The 15,702-nt window shown below is 61.9% G+C and carries 16 protein-coding genes; 9 read left to right on the forward strand and 7 right to left on the reverse strand.

Annotated features, from left to right (window positions below; translation table 11 throughout):
• Positions 1-52 precede the first annotated feature (52 nt).
• The 3 genes from K3174_RS15035 to K3174_RS15045 all read right to left on the reverse strand — a co-directional run bounded on the left by K3174_RS15035 (position 53) and on the right by K3174_RS15045 (position 3,507).
• Positions 53-868 (reverse strand): helix-turn-helix domain-containing protein, encoded by an 816-nt coding sequence (locus tag K3174_RS15035; RefSeq protein ID WP_221560216.1) that lies wholly within the window; start codon positions 866-868, stop codon positions 53-55.
• A 141-nt stretch (positions 869-1,009) separates the two neighbouring features.
• Positions 1,010-3,280 (reverse strand): phosphoenolpyruvate--protein phosphotransferase, encoded by a 2,271-nt coding sequence (gene ptsP, locus K3174_RS15040; protein WP_221560218.1) that lies wholly within the window; start codon positions 3,278-3,280, stop codon positions 1,010-1,012.
• A gap of 71 nt (positions 3,281-3,351) precedes the next feature.
• Complete coding sequence (locus K3174_RS15045) at positions 3,352-3,507, reverse strand: YdcH family protein (protein WP_221560220.1); 156 nt, start codon at positions 3,505-3,507, stop codon at positions 3,352-3,354.
• 139 nt (positions 3,508-3,646) lie between these two features.
• On the opposite strand from K3174_RS15045, the gene K3174_RS15050 reads away from it, so the two are divergent.
• Positions 3,647-3,883 (forward strand): YdcH family protein, encoded by a 237-nt coding sequence (locus tag K3174_RS15050; RefSeq protein WP_247712221.1) that lies wholly within the window; start codon positions 3,647-3,649, stop codon positions 3,881-3,883.
• Between the two features lie 92 nt (positions 3,884-3,975).
• Positions 3,976-4,431 carry a DUF1465 family protein gene (locus tag K3174_RS15055; RefSeq protein WP_221560221.1) on the forward strand — a complete coding sequence of 152 codons (456 nt, stop codon included), beginning with the start codon at positions 3,976-3,978 and terminating at the stop codon, positions 4,429-4,431.
• Here the strand turns inward: K3174_RS15055 and K3174_RS15060 are convergent, their stop codons facing one another.
• Positions 4,432-5,895, reverse strand: a complete 1,464-nt coding sequence (locus K3174_RS15060; RefSeq protein WP_221560223.1) for a glycerol kinase — start codon at positions 5,893-5,895, stop codon at positions 4,432-4,434.
• Positions 5,896-5,957: 62 nt separating this feature from the next.
• Here K3174_RS15060 and K3174_RS15065 point away from each other — a divergent pair, with 62 nt between their 5' ends.
• The 5 genes from K3174_RS15065 to K3174_RS15085 all read left to right on the forward strand — a co-directional run bounded on the left by K3174_RS15065 (position 5,958) and on the right by K3174_RS15085 (position 11,563).
• Positions 5,958-6,830, forward strand: coding sequence for an MBL fold metallo-hydrolase (locus K3174_RS15065; protein WP_221560225.1), 873 nt, complete (start codon positions 5,958-5,960; stop codon positions 6,828-6,830).
• Entirely contained in the window at positions 6,815-7,501 is a 687-nt protein-coding gene (locus K3174_RS15070) for a DUF4230 domain-containing protein (protein ID WP_221560227.1), read from the forward strand. The genes K3174_RS15065 and K3174_RS15070 overlap by 16 nt, the downstream gene beginning before the upstream one ends.
• 87 nt (positions 7,502-7,588) lie before the next feature.
• Entirely contained in the window at positions 7,589-8,365 is a 777-nt protein-coding gene (locus K3174_RS15075) for a hypothetical protein (protein WP_221560229.1), read from the forward strand.
• Between the two features lie 70 nt (positions 8,366-8,435).
• Positions 8,436-9,422, forward strand: a complete 987-nt coding sequence (nadA, locus tag K3174_RS15080) for a quinolinate synthase NadA (protein ID WP_221560231.1) — start codon at positions 8,436-8,438, stop codon at positions 9,420-9,422.
• Positions 9,423-9,445: 23 nt separating this feature from the next.
• Positions 9,446-11,563, forward strand: a complete 2,118-nt coding sequence (locus K3174_RS15085; protein ID WP_221560233.1) for a prolyl oligopeptidase family serine peptidase — start codon at positions 9,446-9,448, stop codon at positions 11,561-11,563.
• Between the two features lie 24 nt (positions 11,564-11,587).
• On the opposite strand, the gene K3174_RS15090 is transcribed toward K3174_RS15085, so the two are convergent.
• Entirely contained in the window at positions 11,588-12,520 is a 933-nt protein-coding gene (locus K3174_RS15090; RefSeq protein ID WP_221560235.1) for a DMT family transporter, read from the reverse strand.
• 53 nt (positions 12,521-12,573) lie between these two features.
• On the opposite strand from K3174_RS15090, the gene K3174_RS15095 reads away from it, so the two are divergent.
• A complete protein-coding gene (locus K3174_RS15095; RefSeq protein ID WP_221560236.1) occupies positions 12,574-13,683 on the forward strand; it encodes an alkene reductase in 1,110 nt (369 codons plus the stop codon).
• Between the two features lie 67 nt (positions 13,684-13,750).
• Here K3174_RS15095 and K3174_RS15100 read toward each other — a convergent pair whose 3' ends face one another.
• Both K3174_RS15100 and lipB read right to left on the reverse strand, forming a co-directional pair.
• The gene (locus tag K3174_RS15100; RefSeq protein ID WP_221560238.1) at positions 13,751-14,077 is read right to left on the reverse strand and encodes a hypothetical protein; all 327 of its coding nucleotides are present in this window, start codon (positions 14,075-14,077) and stop codon (positions 13,751-13,753) included.
• Positions 14,074-14,745, reverse strand: coding sequence for a lipoyl(octanoyl) transferase LipB (lipB, locus tag K3174_RS15105; protein ID WP_221560240.1), 672 nt, complete (start codon positions 14,743-14,745; stop codon positions 14,074-14,076). The genes K3174_RS15100 and lipB overlap by 4 nt, the downstream gene beginning before the upstream one ends.
• Positions 14,746-14,804: 59 nt before the next feature.
• On the opposite strand from lipB, the gene K3174_RS15110 reads away from it, so the two are divergent.
• Positions 14,805-15,629, forward strand: a complete 825-nt coding sequence (locus K3174_RS15110; RefSeq protein ID WP_221560242.1) for a glycerophosphoryl diester phosphodiesterase membrane domain-containing protein — start codon at positions 14,805-14,807, stop codon at positions 15,627-15,629.
• The last annotated feature ends 73 nt before the right edge of the window (positions 15,630-15,702 follow it).

Here is a 15,702-nt window from a genome sequence, read left to right on the forward strand (position 1 = left end):
CGATCCTGTCGAGGCCATGAAGGAGCTTATCCCCTCCCGGCAGAACGACGTGTCAGCCGCCGTTGGCGGCGGGCTGTTCGGCGCGGGCAAGCAATGCTTCCGCAGTGACTGGCACATCCTTGACGATTTCGTCTTCTTCCGAAAGTTTCGGAACAGCGCGGCCACCTACGGTTATGGCCAGTGCGTAGGGCCGCCCTGTCCAGACCTGCGGCCCATCGGCATCGGCAGGAATTGTGAAGCTATCCCCCTCTGCCATTTGGGCTTCGAACAGCCGTTCACCATTCGCGTCGTAGAACTTGACCCAGGTATCATCCATTTCACTGGTGAAAATTACTGGCCCGACAGCCGTAGCCGCTGTGGCCTGTGCAGGAGCGGCATCGGTTTGTCGCGCTTCAGCCGCAACCTGCTCTTTCGGGTCCTGCAGTGCAGCAGGCCCAAGGCCGGGCGAAAAATAACTGGAGTAGAAGGCGTAGATGCCGCCAATCAAAAGCACCGCCGCAAGAAGCGCGAACCAGGCCAGCCCACGCCCGGGCACACGCGTCGGATCGCCCGGTTCGAATTTCGCCGGGGCGGCGCTGCGTTCGCCACCATCGGCCAGCTCCATGCGAACCTGATCGACAATTTCCTTTTCGTCGAGACCGACGAGACGCGCATAGGTTCGTGAAAACCCGACTGCGTATGTCCGTGCAGGAAGGTCGAAGAGCGACCCATTTTCGATGGTCAGCAGGTGGCGTTGCGGAATACGCGTTTCAGCGGCGACCTGCGCAATATCTAGCCCCGCCTGCTCACGTGCTTGCTTGAGCCGCTTGCCCACGCCTCCAGCAGCGGTGGTGGCCGGTTCCTGTTCAAGAGTTTCTTCGTCGCTCATGCGATCCCCGAATAGTACGATCCCGCGGGTCTGCCGCTTGTTGTCTTGACGCACGCAAAGCGAACCTACGCGGCGCCTGTCAAGTACCCATCATATCACATATACTAGCTGCCGACGAAAAGAGGCCGTTTCGCGACGAAGTCAGTCGGTTTCGATATCGCGCTCACCAGCCCATTTTTGCAGTTCGGATCGCAAACCTGGGGGCGGTGAAGCGAGCAATCGGCTCATAAACTCGGTAAGTTCGCGCAAATCAACCTTGCGGATGAGTTCCTTGATCGGCCCGATTGCGGCCGGTGTGATGGATAGGCGTCGATATCCGATGCCGAGCAGAGCCAGCGCCTCGAGCCGCCGTCCGCCCATTTCGCCGCAGACCCCCAGCTTGATATCGTGGCCGGCGAGCGTTTGCGACACGCGCGACAGGTATCTCAGGATCGCCGGGCTTAGCCAGTCGTAGCGTTCTGCCAGCTTTGGATTGGCACGATCTGCAGCAAACAGGAACTGGGTGAGATCGTTGGTACCGACCGAGATGAAGGACAGTTTCGGAATCAGCAGGTCCAGTACGTCGGCCAGAGCCGGTACTTCGAGCATACAGCCATATTCTATCGCTTCGGGGACGATCTTGCGTCGTTCGCGGAGGAATTTCAGCTGGTCTTCGAAGACCTTCTTGCCTGCTTCGAATTCCCACGGCTCGCTGACCATGGGGAACATGACCGAAAGGGAACGCCCGGCAGCCGCCTCCAGCAGCGCCCTGGCCTGAGCTTTCAGCAGCCCTTCGCGTTCGAGTGAAAGCCGCAGCGCACGCCAGCCCATGGCCGGATTCTCATCCCGCTCAGCCACCGCATTGTCGAGATAGGGCACAGCCTTGTCGCCGCCGATATCGACCGTGCGAAAGACAACCGGCTTGTCACCTGCAGCATCGAGCACATCGCGGTAGAGCCGCATCTGCCGATCGCGCTGAGGCAGGGTCGACGAAACGAGGAACTGGAATTCCGTGCGAAACAGCCCCACCCCATCGGCACCGCTCATTGCCAGCGAGCTCATGTCGTCCCGCAGACCGGCGTTCATCATCACGGTAATGCGGGTGCCATCTCGGGTAAACGGTTCGACGTCGCGAAGCTCGGCATAAGCGGCCTGCTTTTCGCGCGTCTTGGCAAAGCGTGTTTCGAAGGCTTCGAGAACCTGCTGGTTGGGTCGCAGCGTGACCCTTCCCCTGTCGGAGTCGAGGATTACCTCGTCGCCCTCTGCCACCCGGGAGCGGATACCGGTCACCCGTCCCAGAACGGGGACGCCCATCGCTCGCGCAACGATAACCACATGCGCGGTAAGTGACCCTTCTTCGAGAACAACGCCCTTCAGCCGCCGCCGATCGTATTCCAGCAGTTCCGCCGGACCGAGGTTGCGCGCGAACAATATGGCATCGCGCCTGAGGCCCTGCGTCGCAGCCGTGCCGAGCTGGCCGGAAACGATGCGCAACAGTCGGTTCGACAGGTCTTCGAGATCGTGCATGCGATCCGCAAGCAGCGGATCGTCTATCTCCCGCATGCGCATCCGTGTTCGTTGCTGAACCCGCTCGATCGCAGCCTCGGCGGTCAGACCGCTGTCGATCGCCTCGTTGATGCGGCGGCTCCAGCCCTCGTCATAGGCGAACATCTTGTATGTCTCGAGAACCTCGACATGTTCGCCGCCCTTGCCGAATTCGGGCTCCTTGCCGAGCGCATCGATCTGATCGCGCATCTTGTCGAATGCGCGATAGACCCGCTGGCGTTCGGCCTCGATATCCTCGGCCACAACCTGATCGATTTCGATCCGCGGCTGGTGAAACACCGCTTGGCCTGCCGCCAGGCCCTTCACCAGTGTCAAACCTTCAAGCACGTCGTTCTCGTTATGCGCGATTTCGAGGTCGATCTGCTCCTGATCGTCGACGAGTTCCTTGTGTGCGATCAGCTCCGACAGGACCATGGCTGTAGTCTGCAGCGCTTCAATCTCGACATCTTCGTACCGACGTGGATCGACATGCTGAACGCACAGCACACCCACCGCACGCTCACGATAGACGATCGGCACACCGGCGAAGGAATGGAACTTTTCCTCTCCCGTTTCAGGGCGATAGGCGAAGTCTGGATGAGCCTTGGCTTCGGCCAGGTTCAGCGTTTCGATATTCTCGGCTATCGTGCCGGTAAGGCCCTCGCCCACGGCAAGGCGCGTTACGTGGACAGCTTCCGGATTGAGGCCCTGCGTCGCATAAAGCTCCAGCGCGCCTTCTCGAAGCAGGTATATCGAACACACCTCGCTCGACAGGCTTTCCGCAATGATCTCTACCACCCGGTCCAGTTTATGCTGCGCATGAGTACGTCCAGCCATGATCTCGTGCAGGCGGGTAAGGATCTGACGGGCGGATGCTGCAGCTGACATGCTTGCAGCCTATAGCAAATATGTCGGAGGGCGGAAGCGGGGCGCAAGGCCCCGCCCCCCGTTGGTTGTCGTCAGCAGGAAGCGAGAGCTTCCTTGATACGAAGCTTCTGCTTCTTGATTTGCTGGATCATCGCGATGTCGGGCGAAGGCCGGATCTGTTCCTGATGCAGGCGGGCCTCGAGCCCGGCATGCTTGGCTTTGAGCGCATCGACATGGGATGATTGCATCGGATTGTCTCCTTCACGGTTGTTCGACCCCCGGGAGCGACTCGTGTGCTTGTGCGGCACGGGCCGCTGGAAGAGCATCAAACCACAGGAATGCCAATTTACAAAGGGGCATCTTGCAGGCATGCGGCAGGCCGGTGGTATGGGGCGATTTTCCGGGAAGGTCGGCGTGAACGAACAGGAACTGCGCAAGAGGCTGCAATTGCTCCGCAGCGAACACCGCGATCTCGATGTTGCGATCGCCGCGCTGACCGAAGCCGGCGACCAGCGCGGATTCGTCGATCAGTTGCAGATGGCCCGGCTGAAGAAGCGTAAGTTGGCGCTGAAAGACCGGATAGCGGCGATCGAAGATGTCCTGCTGCCGGACATTATCGCCTAATTTCGATCACCAGCACCAGTTCGCGTTTCAGCGTGAGACAGACATGGTTAATCCGCTGGAGCGATCGCTTCATTGCCATTATCCATTCGTGAATGTCGCGGCGTAACATAAAAGAAGAGATCATCGAAGATCTCTATTCCGAAGCCCTCGTGCTCGCGGACGATGCGCGTGCGGCCTTCGACCTGCGATTTCGCGAGGATGCCGGTAGTTCAGACGATCTAACGCGCGTTGCGCTGTCAATCGAGGGGCTGCGTACGACCACAAGGCTGATGCACGTCTTGGCATGGCTGCTGAACCAGCGCGCTTTTCTGGCAGGCGAACTGTCCGAACAGCAGTTGGAGCGCTGCGGTACATTGCCGGACGAGAGCGAAGCCGATGCCGACAATCTGGCACGGCTGGAGCCGGAAACCTGCGCGCTTATCGAAGAAAGCGTACGATTATATGCCCGCGTCGCACGTCTCCATCGCGATCCGCACACTAACTCTGCTACAGACACTTCAGTCGCATCTCTGCAAGGCCGGATCGCGCAGGCTTTCGCGGCGGGTTGATCAGGCCACGGCAACCGCTTTGGCATAGCGAGCCAACCGTATATCCCGCTGGTCCGAACCCATCGATGGCGTAAAGGTCTTCGTAGCACTACGCATTGCCCGGACTGCGATATCCAGGCTTCCATGCATGCCGCACCCGACTGCGGCCAGGATCGCAGCGCCCAGAGCGGTGGTTTCGACAAAATCGGGCCGTTCGACTTCGATATCGAGTATGTCGGCCAGATCCTGCGCCATCCAGTCGTTGGCGCTCATCCCACCGTCGATCCTCAAACGCGACCATGGCGCACCATCGGCGGCGAAGGCCTCGGCGAGATCGTGCGTCTGGTGCGCCATCGCTTCGAGCGCCGCTCGAGCGATCTGCGCCTTTCCGCTGGCAAAACTCAAGCCTGAAATCACCCCGCGCGCATCGGGCTTCCAATGCGGTGCGCCCAGTCCCGCCAGAGCAGGCACGATCACGACTTCGCCGCTATCCTCGATCGAGCGCGCAAGGTTCTCGGTTTCTGCCGCGCTGCCGATAAGACCCAACTGATCGCGCAGATACTGGATGAGGCTTCCCGCGACGAAGCAAGCGCCTTCGATAGCGTAGGTTCGCTGCCCGCCTTCCTGAAAAAGCACGGTCCCGAGCAGGCGGTGGTCGGAACGCGGAATCTCGCGACCCTTGTTCGTCAGCACGAAGGCACCGGTGCCATAGGTCGCCTTGGTATCGCCGAAGGACAGGCAGCCCTGCCCGATCGTGGCCGACTGCTGGTCGCCGGCAAGTCCGCAGATGGGAACTGCCATGCCCAGCCATTGCGGGTCGCATGCCGCAAGGCTGCCATGCGTATCTACCACCTCGGGCAGAGCTGTTCGCGGCACCCCGAACAGCTCGCACAGATCGTCGTCGAACTGCGCCCCGTCCAGCGCCAACAAGAGTGTCCGGCTAGCATTGCTGGCGTCGGTCAGATGTGCGCCACCCGACAGCTTGTAGACCAGCCAGCTTTCGACCGTACCGAATGCCAGCGTGCCGTTCGCCGCAGCCGCCCGCACCGCATCGTCCTGATCGAGCATCCAGCGCATCTTGGTACCGGAGAAATACGGGTCGAGTAGCAGGCCCGTGCGCCGCTGCACTTCCGGTTCGTGACCGTAGTCTTTCATTCCGGAACAGAATTCGCTGGTGCGTCGATCCTGCCAGACAATCGCCCTCGCCAACGGCTCGCCCGAACTGCGGTCCCAGGCCACTACCGTTTCGCGCTGATTGGTGATGCCGATGGCGGCAATCCCGCCGGTCCTGCTGCCCATGACGTCGCGCGCGCAAGAGAGCGTCTTGTTCCAGATTTCCGCGGCATCGTGCTCCACCCAGCCGGGTTTTGGATAATGCTGGGTGAGCTCCGACTGGGCGACCGCTTCCATCGTCCCGTCGGAAGCGAAGATCATCGCTCTGGTCGAAGTGGTCCCGCAATCTAGAACGAGGATGCGATCAGCCATGCTCTCTCCCCTGCAAATGGCAGGAGGTGACATGGCGCACCGCAGCCCCCATATGCAAGAGCATGGCAGGACCTCCTCCCAAACCTTGGCCGACCGGCGAAGCGGTACAACTCGAGCCGCTGGTGCGGCGCGTGCTGGCGCCGAACCCCTCGCCCTATACGTATACCGGCACCCAGACCTATATCGTTGGCCTGGGGGACGGCTGTGCGGTGATCGATCCCGGACCGGACGAGGATCAGCACTTGCTCGCACTCGATACAGCGATTGGCGAGGAACACGTCTGCGCGATCATGTGTACGCATACGCACCGCGACCATTCGCCCGCTGCCAAAACGCTGGCCGCACGCACAGGCGCGCCAATCGTGGGTTGCGCGCCGCTGGTACTCGACGATACCGGCCCGCGCGCCGATGCCGCGTTCGATCGCACCTACGAACCTGACCGGGTAATGGAAGACGGGGAGAGAATGACGGGCCCCGGCTGGACGCTGACTGCCGTGGCCACTCCAGGGCATGTGTCGAACCATCTGTGTTTCGCGCTGGAGGAAAGCGGCGCGCTGTTCACGGGTGACCATGTGATGGGCTGGTCGACCAGCGTAGTGATCCCGCCCGATGGGGACATGAACAATTATATAAAGAGCCTGGAAAAGCTCTACGCCCGCGACGACCGGATATTCTACCCGGCGCATGGCGAGGCGGTCGAACGGCCGCGTCAGCTGGTCCGGGGCATGATCGGCCACCGCCGCCAACGCGAAAATCAGATCGTCCGCCATCTCGGGGAAGGTCCCCACAAGGCTGCGGACTTCGTACCGAAGATGTATGGGGGCCTCGATCCGAAACTTCACAAAGCGGCGGAGATGTCGGTCACCGCGCATCTCATCGATCTGGAACAGCGCGGCCTCGTCGCCCGTTCGGGCGATGTATGGCAGACGATCTGAAGACCCGCGAAACTACAGTCCAGCCCGAAATACGGCGCGAACAATCGCTCGCCCGTATTCAGGCTGTGCCGTGGTTGATCGTTATTCTCCTGCTCGCTGCAGTCGCATGGCTGGGCTGGCGCGCATTCATTTATCAGGAAGAAGGCGATCCGGTGGGCAGCGCAATGCTTGCCTTCGAGAAGCAAAATTCGCTGACCGTGTTCTCCAGTCGCTTCGAAGTTGTAGCCGAAAGCGAGGATAGGCGCGGGATCATGGGCGTCGATCTGCTCAAAAGCAGACAGGCGGCTATTATCCCTGCGACCGTCGAATACCGCCTCGACTTGTCGACGATGGACCGCGACCGGTTCGAATGGAACGATGAGAGCGACACACTGACGGTCGTGCTGCCTAGCCTGCGCATATCGCGCCCCAACCTCGATGAAGGCGCTCAGAAGACTTTTACCGAAGGCACTTATGTCAGCCGCGATGCCAGCGCCGATCTCGCGCGCAACAATTCCCGGCAGGCCGAACGCAAGGCAGCCGAGTTCGCCAAGAACCCCGAGGTTCTCGCCCTCGCCCGGCAAGCTGCCAAGGAGGCAGTGCGTCAAAACCTGGCAATCCCGTTGCAGGTGGCTGGGTATGGCGAGGTGACGGTCGATGTTCGGTTCGATGTCGAGCGAGCGCCCGGCTGACCGATCCAGATTGACGAAACACGCGCGAAGAGCGTAATCCTACGACATACAATAGTGGTCGCTCGGTTCTTGGGAGGGAGTTCGGGTATGGCTACCGTTGCAGCGCCACATTGTGCGGTCGTTCGGGGAAATACACGCTTTTTCAACATCATGGCCTTTGTCATGGCGTTCGTCATCGTGGCCGGCTTCTCGCTAAATCTGGCGATGGGGCGTTCGACCTTTGCCGCGCCTCTGGCCTATCATGTCCATGCGATGATCTTCATGGGCTGGGTCGCGCTGTATCTCGCCCAGAACGTCACCGCTGCTCGCGGAAACTGGGCGTTGCATCGATCGCTTGGCAAACTCGCTTATCTATGGGTGCCCGCCATGGTCGCTGCAGGCTGCATGATCATGATTATCGTCGCCCGGCGAACCGGGGGACCGTTCTTCTTCAACGTCAGCGAGTTTCTGATCAGCAACCTCGTCGGCATTCTGACTTTCGGGGGTCTCGCCTTGTGGGCACTCCGGCGGCAGCGTCATACCGGCTGGCACAGGCGCCTGATGCTGGTGGCGATGAGCATCCTGACAGGCCCCGGCATTGGAAGGCTCCTGCCGATGCCGCTTTTGATACCCAATGCATGGACGATCTCTTTCTGCGTGACGCTGGTCTTCCCCATCGTCGGGATGATTGCCGACAAGCGGAAACTGGGCCACGTCCATCCGGCCTATTGGTGGGGAACCGGGATCGTGATCGGAACCTTCGTGCTCTCGATGCTGCTTGCCTTTTCCCCGCCCGGATACGCGATTACCGAATGGGTGATCGCAGGCACACCCGGCGCCGAACGGCCGATGGAAGCCTTTCTGCCGCCCGACTTTACCATGTGAAAGCGGAACGCCCTCGCCTTCCCGCCCGTTCGGCCTATATGAGGGCCCAACTGGACCAACGGGACACGCAATGACCGCACAGACCGACCTGCCCACCGGACAGGATTTGCTCGCCGAGATCGACCGTCTCCGCAAGGAGAAGAACGCGATCATCCTGGCGCACTACTACCAGACTGCCGATATCCAGGATATTGCCGATTTCGTGGGCGACAGCCTCGAACTCTCGCGCAAGGCGGCCGATACCGATGCCGACGTCATCGTATTCTGCGGCGTCAAGTTCATGGCCGATACCGCCAAGATCCTGAGCCCCGAGAAGATCGTGGTCCTGCCGGACATGGATGCGGGCTGCAGTCTGGAAGACAGCTGCCCGCCGGAAAAATTCAAGGCTTTCCGCGAAGCGCATCCCGATCACATAGCGCTGACCTACATCAACTGCTCGACCGAGGTGAAGGCGCTCAGCGACATCATCGTCACCTCCTCCAGCGCCGAGACGATCATCAGCCAGATACCCGAAGACCAGAAGATCATTTTCGGTCCGGACAGACACCTCGGCGGCTATATGAGCCGGAAGTTCAACCGCGAGATGCTGCTGTGGCCGGGTGTGTGCATCGTGCACGAGGCTTTCAGTGAAACCGAGCTGCTCAAGCTCAAGGCCCAGCATCCCGGAGCTCCGGTGGCTGCGCATCCCGAATGCCCGCCGACCATCGTCGACCATGCCGATTATGTCGGTTCGACTAGCGGCATATTGCAATTCGCGCAGACTTTCGAAGGCGATACGCTGATCGTCGCGACCGAACCGCACATCATCCACCAGATGGAAAAGGCGCTGCCCGAGAAGAATTTCATTGGCGCACCGGGTGCAGATGGCAACTGTAGTTGCAACATTTGCCCCTATATGGCGCTCAACACCATGGAGAAGATGTATACCTGCCTGCGCGATCTGGAACCGCGCATCGAGATCGAGGAAGGCCTGCGTCTCATGGCCAAGCAGAGCCTCGACCGCATGCTGGAAATGGCCAGCGGCACGATCGGCAAGGGCGATCTGGGCAAGGTCTGATATACATTCCGGGAGAGAATAATATGGTCGCACGTCTGGCGCTTGCCGCTGCGCTTTGTTTTACCGCCGCACCGCTCGCCGCGCAGGATACGGACACCGACGATCCCTATGTCTGGCTGGAGGAAATCCAGGGCGAGCGTGCACTGGCCAAGGTCGACCAGTGGAATGCCGATACGGAAGCGGTGCTGACCGAACAGCCCGAATACCCATTGGCCAAGGCCTGGGCCAAGCAGATCCTCGACGATACGCGCCAGATCGCCCTGCCCGATGCGATCCAGGGCGACATGGTCACCAATCTGTGGCGTGATGCCGACAATCCGCGCGGTCTGTGGCGGATCGCCAGCCTCGACAGTTACACGGCCGGCGCGCCCGAATGGCGCGTGCTGATCGATGTCGACCAGCTGGGCCGCGACGAGGGCCAGAGCTGGATCTGGCATGGCGCAAACTGCCTTGCGCCGGAATATCGGCGTTGCCTCGTCTCCCTCAGTCCGGGCGGGACCGACGCCGATGTGGTACGTGAATTCGACATCGAGAGCGGCAGTTTCGTCGAAGGCGGTTTTACCCTGCCCGAGGCAAAGTCCAATGTCGCCTGGTTCGACGAGGATACGCTGTTCGTCGGCACCGACGAGGGCGCCGGATCGCTGACCGAGTCCGGCTATCCCCGCCTCGTCAAGCTATGGGATCGGGCGACCGACTTTTCGACCGCGCGCCAGATCGCCGAGGGCGAGCAGGCCGATATCAGCGTGTCCGGTTTCTCGGTCCTCGATGGCGAAACGCGCTGGCGCTTCGTCAATCGCAGCCCGAGCTTCTGGACCAACGAAATCTCGCTGGTGAAGGACGATGGCAGCGCCGTTCCGCTGCCCCTGCCAGAGGATGCCGAGTTCGAGGCGGTCTTGGGCGGTTTCGTTATCGCCAAGCTCAATTCTCCGTTCGAGACTGGAACGGGCACCGAACAAGCCGGGGCCTTGCTCGCATGGTCGCTCGAGGATGTGATGCGCGGCTCCGACCCTGCGCCTTTTGCTGTCTTCCGGCCCAGCGAAACGCAGGCAGTGGAAGAAGTCGCCGCGTCGGAGAGCAAGTTGTGGGTCAAAGTGCTCGACGATGTGTCGGGCAAGCTGATCGAGCTGACACCGGGAAATGGCGAATGGACTGCCCGCGAAATGGACATGCCCGCCAACAGCACGATCCAGATAGCCGAAACCAGCGGCACCGGGGACACGGCCTTTGTAACGGTCGAAAGCATGCTCTCCCCACCCACCCTCTACGCGGTGCCGAGCGAAGGCGATGCAGCGGTCATCGCGAGCGAACCCGCGCAGTTCGATGCGAGCAAGTTCACGGTCGAACAGAAATTCGCCACGTCCAAGGACGGCACGAAAGTGCCTTACTACCTCGTTCGACCGAAGGACGCGGAAGGACCGCTGCCCACGCTGATCCACGCCTATGGTGGGTTCCGTGCGGCGCAGACGCCCAAATACCTTACCGCCGAACCCTATCGCAGCGGGCCACTGGGCCTGTTCTGGGTCGAGAGCGGCAATGCCTATGTGCTCGCCAATATCCGCGGCGGCGGCGAATACGGGCCGCGCTGGCATGAGGACGCCCTGCGCGAAAAGCGGCAGAACAGCTTCGACGATTTCCACGCCGTGGCCGACGACCTCGTCACCAATCGGCTTGCCACGCCGGGTCGGATCGCCGCCTCGGGTCGGTCGAACGGTGGAGTGCTGGTCGGCGCGGTCGCCAATCAGCGGCCCGATCTTTACGGCGCGATCATCAGCGGCAGCCCGCTGATCGACATGCGGCGCTACAACAAGCTTCTCGCCGGCGCGTCATGGATGGCCGAATACGGCAATCCCGACGTGCCCGAGGACTGGGCCTTCATGAAGGAATGGTCGCCCTACCAGAACATGAGCGACGATCCCGGCGTCCCGGCCGCCTTCTACTATCTTTCCACACTGGACGACCGCGTTCACCCGGGGCACGCGCGCAAGGCAGCGGCCAAGCATGAGGCGTTTGGCCAGACCTTCTACTATCACGAATATCGCGAAGGCGGTCATTCGGTTGGTTCCGACCACGAAGAGGATGCCAAGCGTGCCGCCTTGCTGATGGCCTATCTCAATCGCGAGATCGGCAAGGACGCAGACTAAGGCACGCAATCGCAGATCGAACGCTTATGCATTTTCGTCGTGTGCGGCCTGACCCGAGCGTCGGGTTCTGCCCGGCGCTCGCGCCAACACCAAGGCCGCGCCGACCATCAGCATTCCCAGAATATCGAGCGGTACCAGCAACTCGCCGAATGCCATCCAGCCGACAAGCGCGGCCACGGCGGGCTGGGTCAGCAGCGCCATCCCTATGACCAGCGGCGGGAAGTGCCGCAGTGAGAAAACCAGCAGCCCCTGACCGACGATCTGGCTGCTCAAGGCAAGGGTCAGGATCGGGGTCCATCCTGCCTCACCCGGCCAGATCGGTTCTCCCGCTGCCAGAGCCATGCCGAGCAGCAGAGGCGAAGCTGCCAGGCCGATCAGCAATAACACTGACCATGGTCCAAGCGCCGATCGCGCACGCTGGGCCGGCAGCAGGTAAAAGGCATAGAACACTCCTGCCGCCAGGCAGAACAGGTCGCCGATGAAGGTCGTTGCCGATATCTCCAGGCTACGCCCCAGCAGAATAGCCGCTCCACCAACGGCCGCGACGATCCCGACGCCCTCCCGACCTGTCGGGGCGCGCCGTGCGGCGACCAGTCCCCAAATCATCAGGATCACGCTGCCCGAATTCCCGAACAGTGTCGCGTTGGCGAGGCGCGTCTGCTCTATCCCGATATGCCAGCTCGCCAGATCGACGGCAAAGAAGGCACCGGCAATCAAGCACAGCAGGGCAAGCTTCGGGTCCAGCGGGCGGGGCTCGCGCGCGCTCCACGCCATCACCGCCAGGATCGGAAGCGGCAACAGCAAACGCCAGAACGCCGCCGAGACGGGGCCGGTATCCGCCAAGCGAACCAGCCACGGGCCGAGCGCCAGTGCCATGTTTCCGGCGATCAGCGCGGCAAAGTGCCATGCACCAGCCTGAAAGGCATTCTTGTCCGGTGCAGCGGTTGTTTGGTCCATGACCCGCCCCTAGCTCAAGGGTCTTGTCGCGCCAGCAAAAAGGATTTGCCTGCATGCACGAAAGCCTGTTCCAGCCGCTTAAAATGGGGGCCCTGGAGGCCAAGAACCGCATTTTCATGGCTCCGCTTACTCGCGGCCGGTCGACCCAGCCCGGGTCCGTCCCGAACGAAATGATGGCAACCTATTACCGCCAGCGCGCCAGCGCGGGCCTGATCATCTCCGAAGCGACCGGCATCAGCGTCGAGGGTCTTGGCTGGCCCGCAGCGCCGGGCATCTGGAGCGACGAACAGGTCGAAGGCTGGAAGCTTGTGACCGATGCCGTCCACGCGGAAGGCGGGCTGATCGTCCTCCAGCTGTGGCACATGGGTCGCCTTGTTCACCCCCTCTTCCTCGGCGGAAACGCGCCGGTATCGGCCAGTGCCACGACTGCACCGGGCCATGCGCATACGTTCGAAGGCCGCAAGGATTACGAGCCGGCGCGCGAAGCGACGCTCGACGACATCGAACGGATCGTCGAAGACTATCGCCACGCCGCAAAAAACGCGAAGAAGGCCGGCTTCGACGGCGTCCAGCTCCATGGCGCGAATGGCTACCTCGTCGACCAATTCCTGCGCGATAGCACCAATCTGCGCGAGGACGAATATGGCGGCAGCGCCGAGAACCGCACGCGCTTCCTGCGCGAAGTCCTGACCGCTCTGGTCGCCGTCTGGGGTGCCGACCGCGTCGGTGTGCGCCTGTCGCCCAATGGCGAAACGCAGGGCTGCGACGACAGCGATCCGGCGACGACCTTCGGCGCGGCCGCCAAGGTCATCGAGGAACTCGGCATCGCCTTCCTCGAATTGCGCGAACCGGGCCCCGATGGGACCTTCGGCAACACCGAAGTGCCGAAGCAGAGCCCGCTCATCCGCAAACTCTATTCGGGTCCGCTCATACTCAACAGCGACTACACCCCCGAAGGCGCCACCGCCGATATCGATGCGGGACGTACAGATGCGGTGAGCTGGGGGCGGGATTTCATTTCCAATCCAGACCTGCCCGCGCGCTTCCAGCTTGGGGCGGAGATCGCGCCGAATGTAAACGTTCCGCATAGCTGGTACGGGCAAGGGCCTGAGGGCTATGTCGACTACCCGGCGCTGGCAACGCTGGAGCATGCCGCCGAATAATCCGGCACCGACCGGCTCGGAATATCCGGAATCGACGACACCTGCGGACGGTTTTGCCCGGCGAGACTTAGGTCTCGTCGGTGCCGTCCGTTGTCGGTTCATCGGCAGAATCGGGAACGGCCTCGCCTGACTCCGTATCCGGAACCGGCTCTGTCGGCGGTTCTTCGGTCGGCGATGCCGCTGCTGCGGGCGGCCTCGGGGCTACTCGCACGGGCGGCGATTGCGATCGCAACTGGTCGAGCGGGATCATATCGTCGCTGATCGTGCCGCCGATCACCTCGCCCCTAGCACCGCGCCCGGCTTCGGCTTCGGTTTCCTCCGGTGGCGCATCGCCGCCACAGGCAGACAACATCAGTGCACCGGCGACAGAACAGACGGCGAAACGATAATTCATGGCAGCGCGCAAGCCTTTCCTTCGAGCGCTCCGAGAAAATCGCCGAAGCGCGCCCGCAATGCCTCATCGAAGGCTTCGGGTGCAAGATCGATTCCGAGCCGCTCCAGGCTGGTCACCCCGAATTCCTCGATCCCGCACGGCACGATACCGGCAAAATGCGACAGGTCGGGCGCGAGATTGACCGAGAATCCGTGCATCGTCACCCAGCGCCGCACACGCACACCGATGGCGCCGATCTTGGCCTCGCCCCCGTCGATATCGCGCGTCCAGATACCGATCCGCCCGTCGCTGCGCCGGCTCTCGACGCCGATGTCGGCCAGCGTGGCGATGACCCAGCCTTCGAGCGCATGAACGAAACAGCGCACATCGCGCCCGCGTTCCTTCAGGTCCAGCATGACATAGCCGACCCGCTGGCCGGGCCCGTGATAGGTGTAGCGCCCTCCGCGCCCGGCCTCCACCACCTCGAACCTCGGATCGAGAAGTTCCGCCCCATCGGCACTTGTCCCGGCGGTGTAGACCGGCGGGTGTTCGAGCAGCCACACCATCTCGTCCGCCGTGCCTTCAGCAATCGCGCGATTGCGTTCGGTCATCCTGTCGAGCGCTTCGCGATAGCCGACACGACCGGTTTCGCTGCGCCATTCGACGTTTTCGGGGACAAGGGGCAACATGTGCGATTGCGTGGCGACTGGCGAAGCGCTTATCAAGGGGCAAACGAAAAGGCCGCCATATGAAATTCGATCTCGACACCGCATGGAAGGAAGCCGCCGGCCTGCTGTCCCGCAATCTCGGGCTGCTGGCGATCATCGCCGGCGTGTTCTTCTTCCTGCCCTATGCGGGGATAGCAATCGGCCTGCCCGAGATGGGAGATCTCGAGGCCGCACAGGCGAGCGGGAATGTCGACGCCATGATGGCGGTCGTGACCGATCTTTACGTCGGCTACTGGTGGGTGTTCCTGATACTGGGCCTCGTGCAGGGCATCGGATTGCTGGCGATGCTGGCACTGGTCCGGCGGCGCGCCAATCCAACGGTTGGGGAGGCGCTGTCCACCGGAGCGCGATCGGTGCCAAGCTATATCGGCGCCCAGTTGCTGCAGACGGGTTTGATAGTGATTGTCGCGACCCTCTTCGTCGGCATTGGCGCAGTCACCGGGCTGCAGCCACTCGCCGCCCTCGGCGGCGTGATCGCATTCGTCGTCGTCTGCTACATCGTCGTGAAACTGTCGCTGGCCGCGCCGATTATTGCAATCGAGGGTGAGCTCAATCCGGTCAAAGCGCTGACACGATCCTGGGCGCTGACACGCGGCAGCAGCATGCGCCTGCTCGTTTTCTATCTGTTGTTGATAGTGGCGTTCGTCGTCCTGTCAGCGGTCGTTTCGCTCGTGCTTGGCCTGGTGTTCGCCTTCGCCGGCGAACAGGCAGCAATGCTGGGCGAGGCGGTCACGTCCGGCCTCATCAATGCCGTGATGATCGTCGCGATGGTCTGCGTTCTCGCCGCCGTGCACACCCAGCTGAGCCGGTTCGCAAACGGCCGCGCGGAAAGCACCGAAGACTAGGGTCTGTGGGGATTCATTTTGAATTGAGGATTGCGGCGGCGAGGTAGATCATGGCGGCGAAGCTCTGATCGGT

It is taken from the genome of Qipengyuania qiaonensis (assembly GCF_019711515.1).
GTDB classification, from domain to species: domain Bacteria; phylum Pseudomonadota; class Alphaproteobacteria; order Sphingomonadales; family Sphingomonadaceae; genus Qipengyuania; species Qipengyuania qiaonensis.

What these genes read in the sequence shown, in the direction of transcription:
- lipB (WP_221560240.1), bottom strand. Translation starts at nt 14,745, where the DNA reads ATGTTGCCCCTTGTCCCCGAAAACGTCGAATGGCGCAGCGAAACCGGT.
- K3174_RS15070 (WP_221560227.1), top strand. Translation starts at nt 6,815, where the DNA reads ATGGCAGACGATCTGAAGACCCGCGAAACTACAGTCCAGCCCGAAATA.
- ptsP (WP_221560218.1), bottom strand. Translation starts at nt 3,280, where the DNA reads ATGTCAGCTGCAGCATCCGCCCGTCAGATCCTTACCCGCCTGCACGAG.
- K3174_RS15055 (WP_221560221.1), top strand. Translation starts at nt 3,976, where the DNA reads ATGTCGCGGCGTAACATAAAAGAAGAGATCATCGAAGATCTCTATTCC.
- K3174_RS15050 (WP_247712221.1), top strand. Translation starts at nt 3,647, where the DNA reads ATGGGGCGATTTTCCGGGAAGGTCGGCGTGAACGAACAGGAACTGCGC.
- K3174_RS15095 (WP_221560236.1), top strand. Translation starts at nt 12,574, where the DNA reads ATGCACGAAAGCCTGTTCCAGCCGCTTAAAATGGGGGCCCTGGAGGCC.
- K3174_RS15075 (WP_221560229.1), top strand. Translation starts at nt 7,589, where the DNA reads ATGGCTACCGTTGCAGCGCCACATTGTGCGGTCGTTCGGGGAAATACA.
- K3174_RS15065 (WP_221560225.1), top strand. Translation starts at nt 5,958, where the DNA reads ATGGCAGGACCTCCTCCCAAACCTTGGCCGACCGGCGAAGCGGTACAA.
- K3174_RS15100 (WP_221560238.1), bottom strand. Translation starts at nt 14,077, where the DNA reads ATGAATTATCGTTTCGCCGTCTGTTCTGTCGCCGGTGCACTGATGTTG.
- nadA (WP_221560231.1), top strand. Translation starts at nt 8,436, where the DNA reads ATGACCGCACAGACCGACCTGCCCACCGGACAGGATTTGCTCGCCGAG.
- K3174_RS15060 (WP_221560223.1), bottom strand. Translation starts at nt 5,895, where the DNA reads ATGGCTGATCGCATCCTCGTTCTAGATTGCGGGACCACTTCGACCAGA.
- K3174_RS15090 (WP_221560235.1), bottom strand. Translation starts at nt 12,520, where the DNA reads ATGGACCAAACAACCGCTGCACCGGACAAGAATGCCTTTCAGGCTGGT.
- K3174_RS15085 (WP_221560233.1), top strand. Translation starts at nt 9,446, where the DNA reads ATGGTCGCACGTCTGGCGCTTGCCGCTGCGCTTTGTTTTACCGCCGCA.
- K3174_RS15110 (WP_221560242.1), top strand. Translation starts at nt 14,805, where the DNA reads ATGAAATTCGATCTCGACACCGCATGGAAGGAAGCCGCCGGCCTGCTG.
- K3174_RS15035 (WP_221560216.1), bottom strand. Translation starts at nt 868, where the DNA reads ATGAGCGACGAAGAAACTCTTGAACAGGAACCGGCCACCACCGCTGCT.
- K3174_RS15045 (WP_221560220.1), bottom strand. Translation starts at nt 3,507, where the DNA reads ATGCAATCATCCCATGTCGATGCGCTCAAAGCCAAGCATGCCGGGCTC.